The sequence below is a fragment of the Collinsella aerofaciens genome, assembly GCF_015560135.1.
In the GTDB taxonomy this organism is placed as follows: Bacteria; Actinomycetota; Coriobacteriia; order Coriobacteriales; family Coriobacteriaceae; genus Collinsella; species Collinsella aerofaciens_AN.
In genome coordinates this window covers 21,391-40,197 of sequence record NZ_JADMRH010000006.1, presented here as the reverse complement: position 1 = coordinate 40,197, position 18,807 = coordinate 21,391, and the positions used below count along the sequence as shown (strand labels likewise).

Sequence of the window (18,807 nt, the reverse complement as noted above, 5' to 3'; positions counted from 1 at the left end):
AGTCTGTACTATGAGCCGTTGGGGAACCAGATGTCAACCAGCATGCCGAGCTCAGTCACCTCATCCTCGGGAAAGGAGCAAAGGGGCGTCACTGCTTTTGACGGTGCTCTTAGCTACAGTAGACCTTCCACGAAAGGTTTGAGCTTGTCGAGCATCGCGTCGCTTCTGATGACTGTACCTAAATCGAGGTGCTCACTCTTCTCCTTCGTAATCGTCTGAGTGATTACGCCCATGAACAGCAGCCTGGAGCCGATGGCAATTCCGTCGGTCGTGGGATAGCTGCCCTGGTTGAGGATGAAGGCGGGACTGCCGCTGGAGCCCTCGAATACAGATGCGTCAACGAGGAACTCGCGCTTACCCTTGTAGTCGTTCCAAGCGGGCGTGGAAGTCCAGCCTTGCCTGATGAGGGGGGTCTTGTTGTAGTCGTCATAGAGCCCGCTGGGGTATCCGATAAAGGTGATTTGCTCGAGCGCCGCCAAATTGTCCAGCACACTCTTCTTCGGGATGAGTCCAGAGTCGATGGATCGGTAGAAGGGCCTCTTCCCGTTTTCTTCAAGCATGCTGAGAACAGGGGCCACCGGCATCGCAACCAAGTCGAGCTCTCCGAGCTTCTTCCCCTCGATGAATGACTTGTCGAAGTTCACGCTGATGGTCTCGCGTGACGGGGCGTCACCTTCGGCTAGATTGATGACGAAGCGACCCTGAATCACATCCTTGAGGACATGGTGGTTGGTAATGAGCAGGGGCACTTTTCGCCCGTCTTCAAGGTCATAGGAAAAGAAGAATCCTGTACCCGAGACGCCCGTGCCTTCGGTAGTAATGCCCACGATGGGGACCGTGGTAAAGAGCAGCTGCGTGCTCGTATCATTAATGTTCATCGGTCTTGGTCTCCTTGTCATCGGGATCCGCCAGGTGTTCTAGGACGCGCTCGGCCAGATCAGATTTGCCCTGCTTCTCTTCTTTTCGGATAAAGATAAAAGCGACAAAGAGTCCTACTGCGCCACACGGTGCTACGCAGAGCATCAAGATACCGGGCAAAGATGCGAGATTGACAGATGACGACAAACCCCCGAGAAACCAGCCCAGGAACGTTGTCGCAAGACCTAAAAGGATGTCAGGTTTGTAGGAAGGGCGCTCCTGCTTGGCCTGAAGGAGCATCTCCCTTGCTTTTCTCAGGTCGCTGTCGCGCTGTCCGACGTATGATTCCTGCAGGTATTCATTGGGGATGCGAACCTCGTGGTCCTGGCGCACGGCGACGTGCTCCCGGTCATTTATGAGGTGGATGCCGCTACTTGCCTCTCCAACGCTAGCATTGTCGCCCATGTGCTCGAATACGCTGTCGAGGTCAGCCCACCTGACTCTATGGGCAAGCGCCTGGTCTTGTGGTGGGTTCTCTTGACCTTTCTCCACCAGATCTCCTTAGAACAAGGTCCTAGCGTCTTGCGGAGGTTTATGGTCACAGCAGAGACACCATGGTTCAACCAATATATCGATGGATAGATTATACCGTGCGGCTGATATGGCGACCAAGGGATGCTGCCGGCACGGCTGTGGGGTGCTAGTGACTTGCAGATTGCTGGCGACAGGCTACTAATAGCGGCATGGCTTTGCTGTTGGCTCACTCCGCCGCCCGCCTCACGGCGCCGGGGGTTTCTCGGCGCAGTGAGGCGGCATCGGTTGTTCTAGCTGTTCTGTGCCAATAGGTTGTTTACACCCGGGTAGTGACAAATAGGGAGGGCTCCCACATGCTGTGAGTTGTCTAGACGAACAGCAGAGGAGCCCTCCCATGGAGCAACATCCTAACGCAAGGCTCACCCCGAGGGGGCGCGAGACGCTCGTCTCGCGCATAGAGTCCGGCCTCGGCGTCGCCGAGACCGCGCGTCAGATGGGCGTCAGCCGCCAGACGGCGAGCAAGTGGCTGCGCCGCAGCAGGTCCGGAGAGCCCATGTCCGACCGCAGTAGCCGCCCGCGCAGGCTCGCGAGGTCCACGCCGCGCGAGATCGAGAACCGGGTCCGCGAGGCGCGCTCGTCACTGCCGCTCGCCCCGACCGGGCTGGCGCCGGGCGCGCTATGCTTAGGGAGCGGTGGGCGCCTCCGGAGCAGCAGGGGACTCGGACGCGGTGATGCCGGAGGTGTCGACCTCGCCGATTCCGGCGAGCTGCTCGATGAGGGGGAGGCCCATCGGGTCGTCCACCTCGACGCCGCCGAGCACGATGGTGCTGTCGCGCGTGTCGATTTGGGTTGTGAACACGGCCGGGTCGAAGCCCGAAGCGATAAAGCCAATGCCCGCGAGGACAACACCCGCGGCAACGAGCCCGCCCGCCACGGCGAGGTAGATCTTCTTCGCGCTGGTCATGGTACTCACTCCTTTCTACGCCGCGAGATGCGCGGCAGCGCCGCCCTTCTCGCCCTTACCCTTCCAGAAGGGCGAGGCGGCCTTCCTCGCCCAGAGCGCCGAGAGGCGCGCAATTTGTTTTGAGGCGGCCCAAGCGCCAGCACCAACGAAGAGCGCCACGCCGACGAGGCCGAGCCCCACGCCCGCCGAGGCGAGGGTGTACGGGAAGTGGCCGATGGTGACGCCGCTTACGGCAAACAGGAGCTCAACTACGCCCACGCCCCCGAGTGCCGCCGCGACGATCCACACGCAGAGCGCCAGCACCCAGATGCAGATATAGACCGTGACGACCACGGCGGCGAAGGCGGCGAGCAGCGGCACCCACACCGGGGAGCCCACGATGGTCAGCACCCACAGCAGCGCGGTGCTGCGCTGGCGCGTCCTCGCGATCGCGCGCGGCACGGCGGGCAGGTCGTCGAGCGTGGCCTCCGCCACCTCGCCGGGCGTGCCCATGGCGGCCACGGCCTCCTCCTCGCTCATACCGTCCTCCATGCGATCGGCGATGGCCTCCGCATAGAACGCCTTGGTCTCCTCCACCTGCTCGGCCGGCAGGCAGGCGAGCAGCTCGCCCAACCGGCCCAGAAACTCATCACGCGTCATGGTGCGCCCCCTCAACGTATGCGTAAATCTCCCGTACGGACGGCCACTCGGCCAGGAACTCCTCGATGCGCGCTCGCCCGTCGTCCGTGATGCGGTAGTACCGGCGCAGCCGCCCGTTGTGCTCGGCGGAGCGCGCCGTGATGCACCCGGCCTTCTCCAGGCGCTTGAGCAGCGGGTAGAGCGTCGACTCCGTGAGCCCCATGCTCGCCGGTACGTCCTTCACGATCTGGTAGCCGTAGGACTCCTCGCCGGAGACGGCCGCGAGCACGCAGGCCTCCAGGAAGCCGCGCTTCATCTGTGCCTCCATCCGCACACCTCCTCTCGTCATATACTATGCTATACGCACTATACGATGCAAGGTATTAGACGTCAACTCTCATCGCGAAGATTCTCCGGCCCCTGCGCGCTGCGAACGTGATGTCGCGGGGCGGTTGGCATTATGCATGAAACGTCAAGTAACGCTCTTTTGATCCACTTCCACTCGGCCCCATTCGCCTTGCACAACGCCCCCTTTCAACCTTGGGTTCAAGAGAGCCGCTAGGCTGGACGTGCCGGACGGTAAGGTCCTGGACGACATGGTGGACTTCTCCGATGCCATGGGGGTCATGGGTCTACGCCGATGGAGTCCCACGTACGCGGCAGGGCTCGCCCGTCACCGCTGGTCGCCGGACGGTCCCCACGCCCCGCTCGCCAACGCGCAGGCGACAGCAGCAGTCCAGCGCTGGCTGGAGACGCCGGAATGCCCAGAAGATGCGTTTCCCATCGCTGCGACAGAGCTTTTTGCAGGGGTGGCAATTTTCCCGAATATCGAGGTCAGCTAGGCTTCGGTAGCCACCTTGGGAGCATCGCCAATAGACTCTTCCTTTATACGTTCGGCATAATCGTAGGCGATACCAACAAATTCCAGTCCCGAGCAACAGGAGTATAATTGCTGCTATTGTTGCCAGCTGTTGGGAGATGGAAGATGGACTGCGATGGCTACCCATGCGTTCCCATGCCGTTGATGTGCACCGCCTTTGTGCCGGGGCAGATTGACGCTGCGGTTGCAGGCATTTCCGGCCCCGATTCACGCACCATCGCCACGGCAGAAGCGCTGTACTTTCGCGGACAGGCCGCCCTCGCTGCCAAGACGGCGCGCCCCTATCTTGACGCCACCGATTCCGCACTGCGCTATTCCGCATGCTTTATCTGCGGATACGCCAGCCTGTCGCTCAACCGTATCGCCGACGCCCGCCGTTGTCTTGCGGGCATCCTCGATACGCCAACTGACGAGGAATCACCCGCCGTCCACGCCACGCATATCCTGTTCGCCTCGGCCGCAAGCGTCCTGCTGCACTTGTCTTCCCCGTATTCTGCCGAAGAGTTTTATCCGCTTGCGGCGCATCTGCCCGAAGGCCTGCGCCTGTTCGCCAGCTACGTGATGGCGCATGCCCTGTACCTGCGCGGCGAATATGGCCGCAGTCTGGGCATGGCGGAAAACGCCCTGATCATGAAACAGGGGAGCTATCCGATCTCGGAACTGTTCCTGCACCTGGCAGCTTCCATGGCATGCATGAGCCTCAAGGACATCGACGCCGCTAAAACGCACTTCGGAGTTGCTTGGAACACTGCGCGTCCCGACGGCCTTATTGAGCTCATTGGCGAGCATCACGGCCTTTTGCAGGGGCTCATCGAGGCATGCCTAAAATCGCAATACCCTGACGATTTCGCACGTATCATCGAGATTACGTATCGATTCAGCTACGGCTGGCGGCGCATCCACAACCCCGATTCGGGCGAGGACGTTGCCGACGATTTAACGACCACGGAGTTCACCATGGCCATGCTCGCCTGCCGCGGATGGACCAACGCCGAAATCGCACGCCACATGGGCGTGTCGCCAGGTACCGTTAAAAATCGACTGTCCAACGTGTATGCAAAGCTTGGCATCGGCACGCGCACCGAACTGGTCGCGCATATGCTGCGTTAGCGGCCAGACTGCCTAGCGCGGCACGTGCGCCCCGGAGCCCCGGCGCTTCGCTCGCTCAAATTGGACATTTTGGCCCTCGGACGGCACTACCGTGACAGGATGCCTTCTCGCAAAATTGGATTATTTCCACCGATACCTGCGGGATGGGAGCCAAAGATGCTTGATCGCCGTTCGTTACTTGTTGCCGGAGCGTCCTCGCTGGCGAGCATTATGTTGCCGCGCGTGCCGGGAAGCGCAAACGCCTTCATATTGCCGTTCGCCCCCGCCGAGGCATACGCCGACGAAGATGATCCCTTCAAGGTCTTGGTGCTCTCGCGCACCATGTTTGGTGTGGTCGTGGTCGACGTCGCCAACAAGAATACGCCCATCACGGGTGCCCAGGTCACGCTCATATCGCGCTATGCCGCAGGCAAGCAGCTCACCGCCACGACCGATGACGAAGGCACGGCCATCTTTGAGGTCGCCCCTCTTTCAGAAGGCTACGTGGACGAGGCAACGCTTCTCGACGCGTACGACTTTAACGGCGGCATCTCCATTAGCATGGCAGGCTACCGCGATGTCGAGATTCCCCTTGCGCGTATCCAGGGCGGCACCGCTATTACCGCACCCACACGTCCGCTCTCCGATGGCGAGCCGTACTTTCGACAGCTCACGTTCGACGAATGGGACATCCAGTACGCCGACGCCACGTTTATGGCAATGCAGCGGACGAAGCAGCAAACGACCAGCCCGACACGCACGCTTTTACCGTGCAGGCTCATCTGCCGCAGGGCGGGCAGGCAACGTTGCATATCAATAAAGTGATGCCCTCTGCGGGCAGCTCAACCGAAACCGTCACGCAGATCGGCCAGATCAAGGCCAGCGCATCGGGCGCGGATAATCTGGCGACGTTCACGCTCGAAGACACGTTCCTCGATGCAGCTTCGGGCCTTCTGGAAGAAGGATGCAGGCTGCGCTTTATCCTCGACTATCAGGGCAAAACCTATACACTCTCCTCCCCCATGGCCGTTGTCACCGCGCCAGCCGCAAAGGCGGAATCGAGCTCGACCACTATCGTCCCCACTACCATGGACCAAGAGATCACTCCGTTTGATTTCCCCGCGGCGTTCCCCGGCATCGGCGGCAACAAGTTCACCTGCTGGATGCCCACGTTTCCGATTCTCTTCGATTTCTCGTTTGCCGGGTACGTGCTGTTTGGCGGAGGATACAAACCGGTCGGCTACATGAACGATTCAGGCAATCCGGATCCAGAGTACTGGAAGAAATCGCCGCGCGAGTCGGGCGCCAAGCAGGCAAACCGCTACCTCGACGAGATGGAGGGGAAGTGGAATCAGTACAAAAGTATGAGTGCCGGTTCGGGCACCGATCCAAGAAACACCAAGCTCCTTCGTCACCATTGCACGCCGCTGTTCACGATGGATATCGCAACACAGGTGTACGGATCGCTTGCCTACGACTGGGTAGGCAAAACTTGGGGCGATAACAACGATCCGGCGTTCGGCAATATTAAGGCCCTCTTCCAAGTAAAAACCGACCTCAACTGGACCGAGCAGTTCACCTTGGGCCCGGTGCCGTTTTTCCTAAACGTCAACCCTTGGGTGCTGGCGAAGCTGGCGCTCGCCGTAGGCGCCCACACGCACGGCAGCGGTGCGGCGTTCTTCAAAAACATTTCGCTCGACTATTCCAATACGTCGGGATCGTTCACCATCCAGATCGGGCTTGCCGTCACCTTTGGAGCCGGCGTTGCAGGCGTCGCTTCGTCCGCCGTACGCGGTGCCGCATCCCTCACACTGTTCATTGGGTACGAGAAGGCGGACGGCCACCAGCTTCCGCGGCTGCGCGTGGGTGCAGACGTCGATGTCGACGTGATACTCCAGTTCGTGATGTTCAAGTGGACCACCAAGGCCTGGTCGGGGTCGTGGCCCACACTCGCCGATTCATGGAACATGTCGGTCAACAACGGCGACCAGTATGTGCTCCAGCGCTCAGAGCTGGCCTTGGATGGAGATACGCCTTATACGCTGGATGCCTGCTTTGGCGCGACCGGCAATGCCGAGTCGGGCGGCGTGCCGCAGTTTATCGCGTCGGCCACCATCGTCACCAATGCCGAGCTGCTCGCATGCGCCGAAGTTGCAGCCACCGCCTTAAACGTCGCGCCGATCGTGCGCGATTGGGAGCAAGCGGTCACGCGTATCGACCTCGAAACGGATGCAGAGAGCGCTGACACGGGACAGGTCGAGCATTTCGTCCACGCTCTGATGGAGAATGGCGAAAACGCCGCGCCGATGTATAAGTACACCTACATCGGCCAGGCGACGAACGCCGTTGCGGACCCGAACGCCAATTCTGCCGGCGTGTCGGAGGACGAGCGCGGCGGCATAAAGCCCTCGGGCGACAACGTGCTGTTTACTGGCGTGCTCAGCGAAGCCCACATGAAGTTTGCGGAGATCGCCGGCGTGGAATGCCTGTTCCGTATCGCTTCGGTGCGCTACGGCGAGGATGGCCGCTCGCGCCTAGTGGTACACACGAAGGCAAACGGAGCGTGGTCCGCGCCCATGCCGGTCGACTTCCCCCTGGGCTTTGGCGAGGGCGACGTGGAGCGCAATGACACGTTCGATTACGACTTCGACATGGTGGAATACACCGATGGCGCGGAGCACACGGACGCTTACGTGCTGCTCGTCTCGGGCGAACGTCCCGCTGGCGACAACACCCTTTTCGACACGGCGAGCACATCCGGCATACTGTCCGTTGTGCGCCTGCGCATACGTAATAGCGAAGTTCGCGTGATATCGCACACGTCGTGGCGCAGTATCTCGCGCGGCCGCCTGCAGGAGGACGGCTACCATTGCCTGCAATGTCCGCGTATCACAGTAGGCAAGACGCTTGTCGACGGACGTCTGTCGGGCGCCTATCTCCACCGTCGCGGAGCCACCGCCGAGAAGGCGCTCGGCAGCGAGGCAGAAGTCGCGCTCGAGTGCTTTACCCTGTGGTCGGATGATTTGGGCGACAGCCTCACGTTCCGTCAGGTTCTCCGCTTTCCGCAGGCACCGTCGAGCATCGAGCTGGGCGCGCCCGAGAATATCAACGGCAAAATGGTGGTGCCCGTTGCATACGAGACTGCAAGCGGTTGTGGCTGCGCATCGTACGCCGTGATCGGTCAGTCCATCGCGGGTTGGGGCGTCATGTCGCCGGACCCCTCGGTGCCGCGCGTGGTACCGTGGCCGCAGCACACGGGCTTTTTGGCCACCGTCAACGAGCAGCTGCAGTACGTTACCTGGACGCGAGGCGCATCGGCATTTGCAGCGGCACCCGTGGGCGCAGTTGGCTGCGGCCCGGTGTCGTTTAGCATGAGCAACAACGGCCGGTGCGTGATGTACGTAGAGAACACCGACGGCAAGGTGGGACAGACTTACGACGAAGAAGGCAACCCGGTGGCGGTAATGGGCAAGCATTTCCGCATCTTCGCCAGCGCCCTGATCGACGGCCTGTTCACGGAGCCATTCGTGCTCTGCGAGTTGGAGCACCCCATCGATCAGATAACGACGTTTTTGACCTCGGGCGGCATGCTCTCAGCGCTTGCCACGCACATCGTGAGCGCCGAGCAGAGCAAGGCAGAACTGCACGGCATCGAAGTGCCCTTGGTGGCATGTGCCACACCACTGGGCGCGATAGCCAACCTGGGCGCCGTGGTGCCCGGGGCGGCAAGCGAGTCGTTTACGGTAACGGTGCGAAACGACGGCAACACGCTGCTGACCGCAGGAACAGTCGATCTGTACCGAGAGGGCTCCAACCAACCGTTCTCCAGCGCATCCATCGGATTCGGCGCGAACGCGCGCATGGCATCGATCTACGATCCGGAGCTTGCCGAGGATGCTTCGGCCAACGACATGGCACACGTGAAGTACGCAGTCGAGACACTGGGCGTGCGCCCCACGCACCCGCTGGTAGCCGACAACGGCAACGCCGTGCTGGCACCGGGTTGCACAGCGCAGTTCCGTATGAGCTTCGCCATCCCGGAGAGCTGGAGCGACGAGGTGGGCAAACGCGTCACGCTCTACGCAAAGGCGCGCGACCTGGTGGCGCTCGACCCCGTAACGCTCGAGGAGATTCGACCGGGCGCAAACTCCGCGCTGGGCGCCGTGCTGCACGAGCTCCACATTCCCGACGCGGTATGCGAACGTGCAGAGGTGCTGGTGGGCGTAAGCAGCAACGCGAATACGACGGGACTCCACGATGCACCGATGACCGTGGACGGCGATGGCGGCTCGAGCGGCGGCGGTTCCGGCACGGGAGGCAGCTCCGGCGGAAGCGGCTCTGGCAGCGGCAAGGGCAACGACAATAACAAGCTCTCCGGAAAAGCAGGCGCGCTTGCTGGAACGGGTGACAGCAACATCCCCCTGACAGCAGCCGCTGCAGCACTCGCCGCAGCTGGTGCCGGCCTTGTCGCCTACAGCGCCCGCCGCACGGCGCTCGAAACCGACACCGCCGATGAGATCAATTCTGATAAGCCTCACTAGCTCTCAGTCACCTTTGCGAGAGACGCCGACTCGGCTCATCGAACACCAAAAAGGGCTGGCCTCGGGTACCCGAAGCCAGCCCTGAGTCGCCTGGCGTGGGAATCGCAGCCCGCTACTTGAGCTTCAGCGCTTCCATCATGGGCACAGCGGCATCCCAGTCGATCTTCCAGCCAATCGACACGCGGACGGTCTCGCCCGTTGCGGGAGCCGTCGCAAACAGCGTATGGCCGTTGTCGGGACCGGTAAAACGCAGCCACGTTATGCCGTTGTACTCGACCTGGTCGGTTGTTGTTTCCTTGCCTTCGAAAACCTGCTCTAGGCTTGCAACCTCTTCCTCCGGCGAGCGCGGGAAGATGCTGATGTGCAGACGTCCTCCAGTCTCGTCATGGAAGAAGTCTGCCTTTTCGTGCTCTTCGTTGGACGAATCCAGCGTGTAGCCATCGGCGGCCTCGATGCTGTACGATGCGCAATCGATGCCGGTCATATTGGCCGCGTCACCAGAATCGGCCACGCCGCCGGCCGCCTTGAACTCCTTGGTCTCGCATCCCGTGGTGTCGAAGTGCATGGCCTCATGATTCTTGGCGGGGGCGTAAGCGTCTACGAACTCGACAGTGATGGGCCCGTAGTACGCCGTCTTGGGTGCCCAGAAGTAGACATACTCAACGGTCTCGCCCGGACCGATATCTCGCCTCTTGGAAAGGTCGATGCCCTCGTAAAGCCCATCGGGGGCCTCGCTTGCAACGTAGTCGAGCACTGCCGCCTTGCCGGAAGTAAACAGCGGGTCGCCTGCCTCAAGATCGCCCTGGGCAGCATGCACGTTAAAGGAGTTAAACGTCCTGTTCTTTGCATTGTTGTTGGTGATCTTGACGTGCAGGTAAAAGCCGTCCTGCAGCTTAGCGTCACCGCGATAGAACGTACCGTGGGCTACCGACTCATAGGTTATGCCAGCCACCTCGACCGTCTGCGACTCATAGGCCTTGGCCTTCTTCTCTACGGGAGCACTGCCGCCCGAGCTCCCGCTCGAGCCGCTCGGAGCACTACCGCCGCAGCCTGCCACCGTACACGCCAGCACGGTCGAAAGCGTCACGGTGGGAATTCCTAACAGCAGCTTCTTCGTCATGGGCTTCATCATCCTCACCGCTCCTTTCGACTTGTAGCTCATCCGTTGCCCGAGGCATTCGTTGTCCCCCGTGGCATCGGCTTCCACTATGAGCGTACGACGAAATACGGCACCGACGAAGTGCCCCGCGGCCCAAATCACGCCCCGTTAGACCCCCTTTCAGGCCAAAAGAGCCGTGGTTCGCATACCCTCGGCCCATAAAACGAGACACATGTCCCAGCATCCGGGCGCAAAACCGAAGTGCCGGCGGCGTCAATCAGAGCGTATGATGTCTTCAACGATTTTGGGCAACGGGAATGGATCGTCGCCGGCGTCCAGGCCGCTCGCCCAAACCGAACAACTATTTGGAGGAGACAAAGTATGGAAGAGGCAAAATGTGGACAGGCCATCCTGAGCGAAGAGGACCGCTCGGTTATCGCAAGAGCGGTCGATTCGCCCAAATTTAAAGCGTCGCCCGTCTCCCCCGAGCTCTTAGATTCGTTTAACGATGACCTGGCCAGCTTTGTATCGATTCCATATACCTCTAAATCTAGGCTCTCAAGCCTCTATGGACCGGGGCTCGATGTTATGGCGCTGCTTTGCGCCGACTGGAAAGAAGCATGTGCCCAGGGTGCGCTTTATATGCGCGATGCCAAAACGGTCAGCTTTGCCACACACTTGGAGACGGTAAGCGGATCGGCAGTTGAGCTGTCGATAGCCGAAAATGCGCAGGACGGTCTCCCCTGGTTCCTCTCGTATGTCCCCATTGCCGACCGTATGAAGCTGCGACGAGATTTTGAGGCCAAGGCCCCAGGCGTCGAAACCCATACCCAACCTGTTGCAAGCACGAGCACGGACACCGATACCCATCCGGTCGCAGCCCCGCTGCCCCCGCTCCTAGAACGCAACCTTGAGCATATGCAGCAGACCGAGGACTATCTTGACGGTCCCGTCCCGCAGGACCTCGTCGAGGAATTCGCATCCTTTGGCAATGAACTCTCGTCATTTGCATGGACCTCGCAGCGGTGGACCGACACAATCATCGAGTACGCAAAGCGCGACATTGACGTCACGGCCCTTTTGGATCGCGATTGGAAATTCGCCTTCTCCAATCGAATCATTCGCTTCTACGAGGGCAAGGTCATCTTCCCGATCAGCGTCCTTCGAAACGACGGGGAGACTCCGGTCGAGGTATCGATTACACGCGATCGTAAAATGGATCGCCCGGGCGCGCTGCCTTGGCGCGTCTGCTATGTCGATAACTTCGCTTTCCAAAAGGTGCGTGCTGGTCGCGCACTCACCGACTGGGCGTATCTGGGCAACATCGACAGCATGATCGAGAGCCTGGCAGATTACGCACTGGATGAGAAATGGGGATTTGAGCAGGACGAGGACTCCAAGGACTATTCGATTCTGCGCAGCTACCTCATGTACACCTTCTATCGCCTTCAGTCCGAAAACAAGGTTCTCGAGGACAGCGACAAGGGAATCGCGGCATTCAACACCGGCCTCGTCGACCCCACCTACGAGGCCATTTATGCCTGCTTCTCGCCGTCGAGCAACGGATGCCCATGGCGCTTCGAAGCCTTCTGCAAAGCAGGTTCAAAGCAGTGGGGCAAGAAACTCGTTGCGTCGTTCGACCCGCTTCCGCAGCGTGCATCCTACTTCGAAAAGAAGGAAGACCTGCTCTTTGACGGCAACAGAACGCTCCAACGCGACGTCGACCATATCCTGCTCGACAACATCGACCGCCTGCCCGAGGCGTTTCTTGCCGAGGAGCTGCGCGGAAGCAGCGATGCGCTCGAAGCACTGTCGAGGGCGGTCAATGCGGATGACGACGCGGCTAAAAAGGCCGCCTACGACGAGCTGCGCGAAGCCGTTGAGGATAACGCCAAGGTAAAGCGCCGTCTGATCAACAGACTCGACGATGCCATCGAGCTCGCCCAGAAGCGCGTTGAGTGGAACTTCAAAACCGCTGTGCCGGCGTTCTACCCCACCAAGAACACCATGAGCCTGCTGCTGCCGCTCGATCTGACCGAAAACGACCGGCCCGACGTAGCCTTGGTGGTTGAGCTCATGGAGTCCGGCGCTTATATCGGCCAGACGATTCTAACGATGAAGATGGCCTACAACAACGCACGCCTGATCAGCCGCCCGGACAGCGACTGACTCAATACCTCACTGCAGGTCCCGAGCTGTTAAACCACCCGATTCTCTTGCCCCGCGCCCTACGGAGGAGCGCGGGGTTTGCTTTTTATCGCTTATTCGCACAGAACCGAGTCGGTTTTGTCCGAGTAAACGCCGTTCCACCAAATTTCGAACGGTTGTTCGATGGATTTCGTGTTGGTTGGAATCGCCTATGGGCTGGGCTATGCTACCTTGACTATCTATATGACTTAAACGCAGCAAAGGAGCACCGAGAGAGCGAGTATGGCAAAAAACACCGCAAACTATGGTAACGACAGTATCCGCCAGCTCAAGGACGAGGAGCGCGTACGCCTGCGCCCCGCCGTTATCTTTGGCTCGGACGGGCTCGACGGCTGCGCGCATGCCGCCTTCGAGATCCTGTCCAACGCCGTTGACGAGGCACGCCAGGGCTACGGCAAGCTCATCACCCTTACCGCCTTTCGCGATGGCTCTATCCAGGTAGAGGACAATGGCCGTGGCTGCCCGCTCGACTGGAACCCTTCCGAGAAGCGCTTTAACTGGGAGCTCGTCTTCTGCGAGCTCTACGCCGGTGGCAAGTATAACAACAACCAGGGCGGCGACTACGACTTCTCGCTCGGCACCAACGGCCTGGGCTCCTGCGCGACCCAGTACGCTTCCGAGTACATGGACGTCACCGTCTGGCGTGACGGCAACAAGTACTCCTTACACTTTAAAAAGGGCAAGGTTGTCGGCGCTAAAAAGAAGGCACTCGAGATTGAACCCAGCGACGAAAACCGCACCGGCACCACCATCAAGTGGCGCCCCGATCTCGAGGTCTTTACCTCGATTAGCATTCCCCACGATTGGTATCGCGAAACCATGCGCCGACAGGCCGTGGTCAACGCCAACGTGACCTTCCGCCTGCGCATCGAGGGCGACGACGGCGAGTTTTCCGAAGAGGATTTTTGCTATCCCAAGGGCATCGAGGACTACGTGCTCGAGAAGGTCGGTACCGACTACCTTACCGAGCCCTTCTTTATCGAGGCCGACCGTCGCGGTCGCGATCGCGAGGACCTGCCCGATTACAACGTAAAGATCACCGCGTGTATGTGCTTCTCGCGCACCTTCATGATGCAGGAGTACTACCACAACTCCTCCTGGCTCGAGAATGGCGGTTCGCCCGAGAAGGCCGCTCGCAGCGCTCTGACTAGCGCCATCGATGCTTACATTAAGCAACAGGGCAAATACAACAAAAACGAGAGCGGCATTAAGTGGCAAGACGTCCAAGACTGCCTGGTGCTTGTGACCAACTGCTTCTCCACCCAAACGTCCTACGAAAACCAGACCAAGAAGGCCATCAATAACCGCTTTATCCAGCAGGCCATGACTGCCTTCTTTAAGGAGCGTCTCTCGACCTACTTGATCGAAAACAAGGACGCCGCCAACAAGATCATGGAGCAGGTGCTCATCAACAAGCGCTCGCGCGAGAATGCCGAGAAGACGCGCCAGAGCATCAAGACCAACCTGCAGCAAAAGACCGACATGGCCAACCGCGTGCAGAAGTTCATCGACTGCCGCTCCAAGGACAAGAGCCGTCGCGAGATCTACATCGTAGAGGGCGACTCGGCAGCAGGCGCCATTCGCACCTCGCGCGATGCCGAGTTCCAGGGCGTTATGCCCGTTCGCGGCAAGATCCTCAACTGCCTGAAGGAAGACTATCCGCGCATCTTTAAGTCCGACATCATCATGGACCTCATGCGCGTGCTGGGCTGCGGCGTGGAGATCAAGGACAAGCGCATCAAGAACCTCGGCGCCTTTGACCTGGACAACCTCAACTGGAACAAGGTCATCATCTGTACGGACGCCGACGTCGACGGTTATCACATCCGCACGCTCGTGCTCACCATGCTCTACCGCCTGGTGCCCACGCTTATCGACGAAGGCTACGTGTATATCGCCGAGTCGCCGCTCTACGAGATCAACTGCAAAGAGAAGACCTACTTTGCCTACACCGAGCTCGAGAAGAACGGCATCCTCAAGGAGATCGGCGACCAGAAGTGTTCCATCAACCGCTCCAAGGGTCTTGGTGAGAACGATCCGGACATGATGTGGCTCACTACCATGAACCCCGAGACGCGTCGTCTGATCAAGGTGGAGCCCGAGGACGTCACCAAGATGGAAACTATGTTCAACCTGTTGCTGGGCAACGACGAGGCAGGCCGCAAGCGCCATATCTCCGAGCACGGCAAGGAATACCTGGACCAGCTGGACCTGCAGTAGCAGCAAATCGATAACGACGGCCCATAAGAAGTTCAAGAGGAAATCGTGGCAAAGAAGAAGACGAAGAACCAGCCAAAGAAAAAGCAGGTCAACGCCGAGAACGTCATCGGCCTGCACTCCGAGGTCACCGACCAGCCGATCACGCAGACGCTCGAGGTCAACTACATGCCCTACGCCATGAGCGTCAACGTCTCGCGTGCGTTCCCCGAGATCGACGGCTTTAAGCCCTCGCACCGCAAGCTGCTCTACACCATGTACAAGATGGGCCTGCTCAAGGGCGAGCGCCAGAAGAGCGCCAATATCGTGGGCCAGACCATGAAGCTCAACCCGCACGGCGACGCCGCGATCTACGAGACGATGGTGCGTCTGGCCACCGGCAACGAGGCGCTGCTCGCCCCCTTCGTTGAGTCGAAGGGCAACTTTGGCAAGTACTATTCGGGCGATCTGAGCTACGCCGCCTCGCGTTATACCGAGGCCAAGCTCTCCCCCATCAGCGCCGAGATCTTCAAGGACATCGACAAGGACCCGGTCGACTTCGTCGACAGCTACGACGGCGCCATGAAGGAGCCGCGCCTGCTGCCCACCACATTCCCCAACATCCTCGTCTCGGCTAACAAGGGCATCGGCGTCGCCATGGCATCCGACATCTGCGGCTTCAACCTCAACGAGGTATGCACTGCCACCATGCATTACCTACAGGACCCCGACTGCGACCTGCTCGAGTACATGCCCATGCCCGACTTCTCGACCGGCGGCGAGATTATCTACCGCCGCGAGGAGATGGAAAAGATTATCGAGACCGGTCTTGGCAGCTTCCAGATCCGCTCCCGCTGGCGCTGGATTCCCGAAGAGCGCATCATCGAGGTTTATGAGATCCCCTACACCACCAAGACCGATGTCATTATCGAGCGCATCGTCAAGCTCTCCAAAGAGGGCAAGGTCAAGGAGATCGCAGACATTCGCGACGAGACCGACCTTTCGGGTCTGCGCATCGCTATCGACCTTAAGCGCGGCGTCGACCCCGACAAGCTCATGGCCAAGCTCTATCGCTCGACCACGCTGCAGGATTCGTTCTCGTGCAACTTTAACGTGCTGGTCGACGGCTATCCCCGCGTTATGGGCGTGCGCCAGATCCTGCACGAGTGGGTCAAGTGGCGTATTGAGTCCACGCGCCGCCGCATTAACTTTGACCTGGGCAAAAAGTCCGAGCGCCTGCACCTGCTGCACGGCCTTGAGGCAATTCTGCTCGACATCGACAAGGCGATTGCCATCATCCGCGGCACCAAGCTCGAGGCCGAGGTCGTGCCCAACCTTATGAAGGGCTTTGACATCGACGAGACCCAGGCCGAGTTTGTTGCCGAGCTCAAGCTCCGCAACATCAACGAGGAGTACATCCTCAACCGCACCAAGGACATTGCCAAGCTTGAGGGCGAGATTGCCGAGCTTGAGGAGATCCTCTCCAGCGAGGAGAACATCAAGAAAGTCATCAGCGACGAGTTGGCAGCGGTCAACAAGAAGTACGTGATGCCGCGCCGCACGGGCAGGATCGAGCCCCATGAGGTTATCGAGGTGAGCCTGGAACCCGAGGTCGAGGAGTACCCGGTTACCATCATGCTCTCGCGCGACGGCTACCTCAAAAAGATGACCGACCGCGTGCTCAAGAAGGCCGCTACGCTCAAGTACAAGGACGGCGATAAGCCCTTTATCGAGTTCCTGTCCTCCAACACGCACGAGCTGCTGGTCTTTACCAACAAGAGTCAGGTGTACAAGTGCAAGGCCGCGCAGTTTGAAGACACCAAGTCGGCCCAGCTGGGCTCGTATCTGCCGACCGATCTTGAGATGGAACCCGACGAGAGCGTCATCTGGGTTATCGACCCCGAGGACTACAAGGCCGACGTGCTATTCGTCTTTGAGAACGGCCGCGTGGTGCGTGTCGCGCTTTCCGGATATGTCACCAAGACCAACCGCAAGCGCCTCAAGAACGCCATCTACGGCGGCAGCAAGCTGCTGTATGCCCAGGTGCTCAAGGAGGATCGCGACATTGCGCTGGTCTCGAGCGACTACCGCCTGATGAACTTCAACACGTCGCTGCTCAAGACCAAGACGACCACCAACACGCAGGGCGTCCAGGCTTTCACGGCCAAGAAGGGCCGCTCGGTCACCACCGTCGGCACGACCGAGGACATCCTCGGCGCCGGCGTCTCGGCCGAAAAGTTCACCGCGCAGAGCCTCCCCTCCGCCGGTGCCCTCATGAAGGAAAACGACATGCCGAGCTTGTTTGACTAGGACGACGGCAATTGAGCTGGTCCAAGCCACAAACCTACGAGGCCCGGAGCGCAGTAAATACTGAGCTCCGGGCCCCGCTATTAGACATGCAAGGCAAAGACGACAATGTCAGCAACTACGCATGGCGATCAGCGATCCTTTGGTAACCATCAATCAAGACCGCGCCATTGCTACATAAATCATATGCACCACACGGGAACCGCCTGGACATCCTTGGTAATGAGGTATGGTTCCGGAGCTTGGCAGACAACGTGTCCAAAGCCAATCTCATAGCCAGAAAGGCCTTCAAGACAGGTAAAGTTCTTCACCGCGTCTCTACCCACCGTAGCAGACATCTTCACCTCGACGGGATGTAAGATACGACCCTCTTGGATGAGCAAATCGATTTCGCGCTTCTTTTGATCCCGGTAGAACCATACATCACGAAGGCTCTTCCCCGCATTCATAAAGCTCTTCAAAATTTCCGAGACTACGAACGTCTCAAATATATGCCCCGCCGCAGCCCCGTTGCGCAATTGCTCCGGCGTTATCCATCTCGTTAGATGACAAACAAGACCTGTATCCATGAAGAATATCTTAGGGGTCTTGGTCAGACGCTTATCGACATTAGGCCAAAAGGGCTCGACAATCCGAACGATGTTCGACGCCTGCAAAACCGAGAGCCAAGCCTTTACCGTCTTACGGTCGACATCAACGGTGTTTCCAATATCGGTGGCATTCAACAGTTGCCCCGTTCTCGCTGCGCACGCGACCATAAAGCTGTAGAACTTCGCCTCATCCTTCACGTTTACAAGATCGCGAACATCGCGTTCGAGATATGCGGCAACGTAGTCGGAATAATAGGAGTCCCAATCGATATTCTGGTCTTGCAGTTCGGGCATCGAACCCCTATGGATGATGTTCCAAATATTTCCCGAAGACATCTTAGATGCTAAGGAAATCTTTTCGGGGATATACGGACGAGGACTCTGGGAACCGCCGATGAGCTCTCGCAAGCTTAGAGAGGGCATCTCCAAGATTCTGATCCTCCCCGCCAAAGATTCGCTCACCCCCTTCATGAGGTGATATGTCTGGGATCCTGTGAGGACGATTCGGCCCTTCTCCCCTGATTGATCAACAACCCACTTCACCGGAGAAAAAAGCTCAGGCACGCGCTGAATCTCATCGATGATAATCGGCAGATCATGAGACTCGAAAAACAGGGCGGCATCCTCTTTTGCAAGGAGATAATCCCGCGGGTTCTCCATCGAAACATAGTCGAATCGGTCGCCCAGATGTTGCTTGAGAACCGTCGTCTTCCCAACTTGGCGCGCCCCGGTCACCAGGACAACTTTTCCCTGCCCCAGCATCGAATCTATCGTCTGTTCAATTTCGCGCTCGATGTACATAGAATCGCCTCCTGTTCGGAGTTCATTATCTCGCACAAACCTAAATCGGTCAAAATCGGGAATAGAACTCCCGATTTTCACCCTCAGTCTTCTGTTCGATTCTGGCCCCAGCAGGGTCTCGG

At 59.2% G+C, this 18,807-nt stretch carries 14 protein-coding genes and 1 pseudogene; 8 read left to right on the top strand and 7 right to left on the bottom strand.

Going from position 1 to position 18,807, the window contains the following annotated elements:
- Window positions 1-113 precede the first annotated feature (113 nt).
- Complete coding sequence (locus I2H19_RS04060) at window positions 114-878, bottom strand: trypsin-like peptidase domain-containing protein (protein WP_195621436.1); 765 nt, start codon at window positions 876-878, stop codon at window positions 114-116.
- Window positions 868-1,410 carry a hypothetical protein gene (locus I2H19_RS04055; protein ID WP_195621435.1) on the bottom strand — a complete coding sequence of 181 codons (543 nt, stop codon included), beginning with the start codon at window positions 1,408-1,410 and terminating at the stop codon, window positions 868-870. Before I2H19_RS04055 ends, I2H19_RS04060 begins: the two co-directional genes overlap by 11 nt.
- Before the next feature lie 376 nt (window positions 1,411-1,786).
- Here I2H19_RS04055 and I2H19_RS10105 point away from each other — a divergent pair.
- Window positions 1,787-2,014 (top strand): annotated as a pseudogene (locus I2H19_RS10105) (leucine zipper domain-containing protein); the annotation flags it as partial.
- A 60-nt stretch (window positions 2,015-2,074) separates the two neighbouring features.
- Here the strand turns inward: I2H19_RS10105 and I2H19_RS04045 are convergent.
- Genes I2H19_RS04045 through I2H19_RS04035 form a run of 3 tightly spaced genes read right to left on the bottom strand, consistent with a single transcriptional unit; the run spans window position 2,075 to window position 3,302 of the window.
- Window positions 2,075-2,356 carry a hypothetical protein gene (locus tag I2H19_RS04045; RefSeq protein ID WP_195621515.1) on the bottom strand — a complete coding sequence of 94 codons (282 nt, stop codon included), beginning with the start codon at window positions 2,354-2,356 and terminating at the stop codon, window positions 2,075-2,077.
- Between the two features lie 15 nt (window positions 2,357-2,371).
- Window positions 2,372-2,995, bottom strand: a complete 624-nt coding sequence (locus tag I2H19_RS04040; RefSeq protein ID WP_195621434.1) for a DUF1700 domain-containing protein — start codon at window positions 2,993-2,995, stop codon at window positions 2,372-2,374.
- Window positions 2,985-3,302 (bottom strand): PadR family transcriptional regulator, encoded by a 318-nt coding sequence (locus I2H19_RS04035; RefSeq protein WP_195621433.1) that lies wholly within the window; start codon window positions 3,300-3,302, stop codon window positions 2,985-2,987. Before I2H19_RS04035 ends, I2H19_RS04040 begins: the two co-directional genes overlap by 11 nt.
- Before the next feature lie 241 nt (window positions 3,303-3,543).
- Between I2H19_RS04035 and I2H19_RS04030 the strand changes: the two genes are divergently transcribed.
- The 4 genes from I2H19_RS04030 (at window position 3,544) to I2H19_RS04015 (ending at window position 9,484) form a co-directional block, all read left to right on the top strand.
- Complete coding sequence (locus I2H19_RS04030; RefSeq protein WP_195621432.1) at window positions 3,544-3,816, top strand: hypothetical protein; 273 nt, start codon at window positions 3,544-3,546, stop codon at window positions 3,814-3,816.
- A gap of 143 nt (window positions 3,817-3,959) precedes the next feature.
- Window positions 3,960-4,964 (top strand): helix-turn-helix domain-containing protein, encoded by a 1,005-nt coding sequence (locus I2H19_RS04025; RefSeq protein WP_195621430.1) that lies wholly within the window; start codon window positions 3,960-3,962, stop codon window positions 4,962-4,964.
- Window positions 4,965-5,120: 156 nt separating this feature from the next.
- Window positions 5,121-5,768, top strand: a complete 648-nt coding sequence (locus I2H19_RS04020) for a hypothetical protein (RefSeq protein WP_195621428.1) — start codon at window positions 5,121-5,123, stop codon at window positions 5,766-5,768.
- Window positions 5,750-9,484 carry a hypothetical protein gene (locus I2H19_RS04015; RefSeq protein WP_195621426.1) on the top strand — a complete coding sequence of 1,245 codons (3,735 nt, stop codon included), beginning with the start codon at window positions 5,750-5,752 and terminating at the stop codon, window positions 9,482-9,484. Before I2H19_RS04020 ends, I2H19_RS04015 begins: the two co-directional genes overlap by 19 nt.
- Before the next feature lie 112 nt (window positions 9,485-9,596).
- Here the strand turns inward: I2H19_RS04015 and I2H19_RS04010 are convergent, their stop codons facing one another.
- Window positions 9,597-10,616 carry a hypothetical protein gene (locus I2H19_RS04010; RefSeq protein WP_195621424.1) on the bottom strand — a complete coding sequence of 340 codons (1,020 nt, stop codon included), beginning with the start codon at window positions 10,614-10,616 and terminating at the stop codon, window positions 9,597-9,599.
- A 348-nt stretch (window positions 10,617-10,964) separates the two neighbouring features.
- On the opposite strand from I2H19_RS04010, the gene I2H19_RS04005 reads away from it, so the two are divergent.
- The 3 genes from I2H19_RS04005 to I2H19_RS03995 all read left to right on the top strand — a co-directional run bounded on the left by I2H19_RS04005 (window position 10,965) and on the right by I2H19_RS03995 (window position 17,297).
- Window positions 10,965-12,752, top strand: coding sequence for a DUF3825 domain-containing protein (locus I2H19_RS04005; protein WP_195621422.1), 1,788 nt, complete (start codon window positions 10,965-10,967; stop codon window positions 12,750-12,752).
- Between the two features lie 261 nt (window positions 12,753-13,013).
- Window positions 13,014-15,011, top strand: a complete 1,998-nt coding sequence (locus I2H19_RS04000) for a DNA gyrase/topoisomerase IV subunit B (RefSeq protein ID WP_055309971.1) — start codon at window positions 13,014-13,016, stop codon at window positions 15,009-15,011.
- 45 nt (window positions 15,012-15,056) lie between these two features.
- Window positions 15,057-17,297, top strand: a complete 2,241-nt coding sequence (locus tag I2H19_RS03995; RefSeq protein WP_195621420.1) for a DNA gyrase subunit A — start codon at window positions 15,057-15,059, stop codon at window positions 17,295-17,297.
- A gap of 179 nt (window positions 17,298-17,476) precedes the next feature.
- Here I2H19_RS03995 and I2H19_RS03990 read toward each other — a convergent pair whose 3' ends face one another.
- The gene (locus tag I2H19_RS03990; RefSeq protein ID WP_195621417.1) at window positions 17,477-18,685 is read right to left on the bottom strand and encodes an ATP-binding protein; all 1,209 of its coding nucleotides are present in this window, start codon (window positions 18,683-18,685) and stop codon (window positions 17,477-17,479) included.
- Between the last annotated feature and the right edge of the window lie 122 nt (window positions 18,686-18,807).

Excerpts from the sequence above, each read along its gene's own strand:
- I2H19_RS04060 (WP_195621436.1), bottom strand. The coding sequence starts at position 878 with ATGAACATTAATGATACGAGCACGCAGCTGCTCTTTACCACGGTCCCC.
- I2H19_RS04045 (WP_195621515.1), bottom strand. The coding sequence starts at position 2,356 with ATGACCAGCGCGAAGAAGATCTACCTCGCCGTGGCGGGCGGGCTCGTT.
- I2H19_RS04040 (WP_195621434.1), bottom strand. The coding sequence starts at position 2,995 with ATGACGCGTGATGAGTTTCTGGGCCGGTTGGGCGAGCTGCTCGCCTGC.
- I2H19_RS04035 (WP_195621433.1), bottom strand. The coding sequence starts at position 3,302 with ATGGAGGCACAGATGAAGCGCGGCTTCCTGGAGGCCTGCGTGCTCGCG.
- I2H19_RS04025 (WP_195621430.1), top strand. The coding sequence starts at position 3,960 with ATGGACTGCGATGGCTACCCATGCGTTCCCATGCCGTTGATGTGCACC.
- I2H19_RS04020 (WP_195621428.1), top strand. The coding sequence starts at position 5,121 with ATGCTTGATCGCCGTTCGTTACTTGTTGCCGGAGCGTCCTCGCTGGCG.
- I2H19_RS04010 (WP_195621424.1), bottom strand. The coding sequence starts at position 10,616 with ATGATGAAGCCCATGACGAAGAAGCTGCTGTTAGGAATTCCCACCGTG.
- I2H19_RS04005 (WP_195621422.1), top strand. The coding sequence starts at position 10,965 with ATGGAAGAGGCAAAATGTGGACAGGCCATCCTGAGCGAAGAGGACCGC.
- I2H19_RS04000 (WP_055309971.1), top strand. The coding sequence starts at position 13,014 with ATGGCAAAAAACACCGCAAACTATGGTAACGACAGTATCCGCCAGCTC.
- I2H19_RS03990 (WP_195621417.1), bottom strand. The coding sequence starts at position 18,685 with ATGTACATCGAGCGCGAAATTGAACAGACGATAGATTCGATGCTGGGG.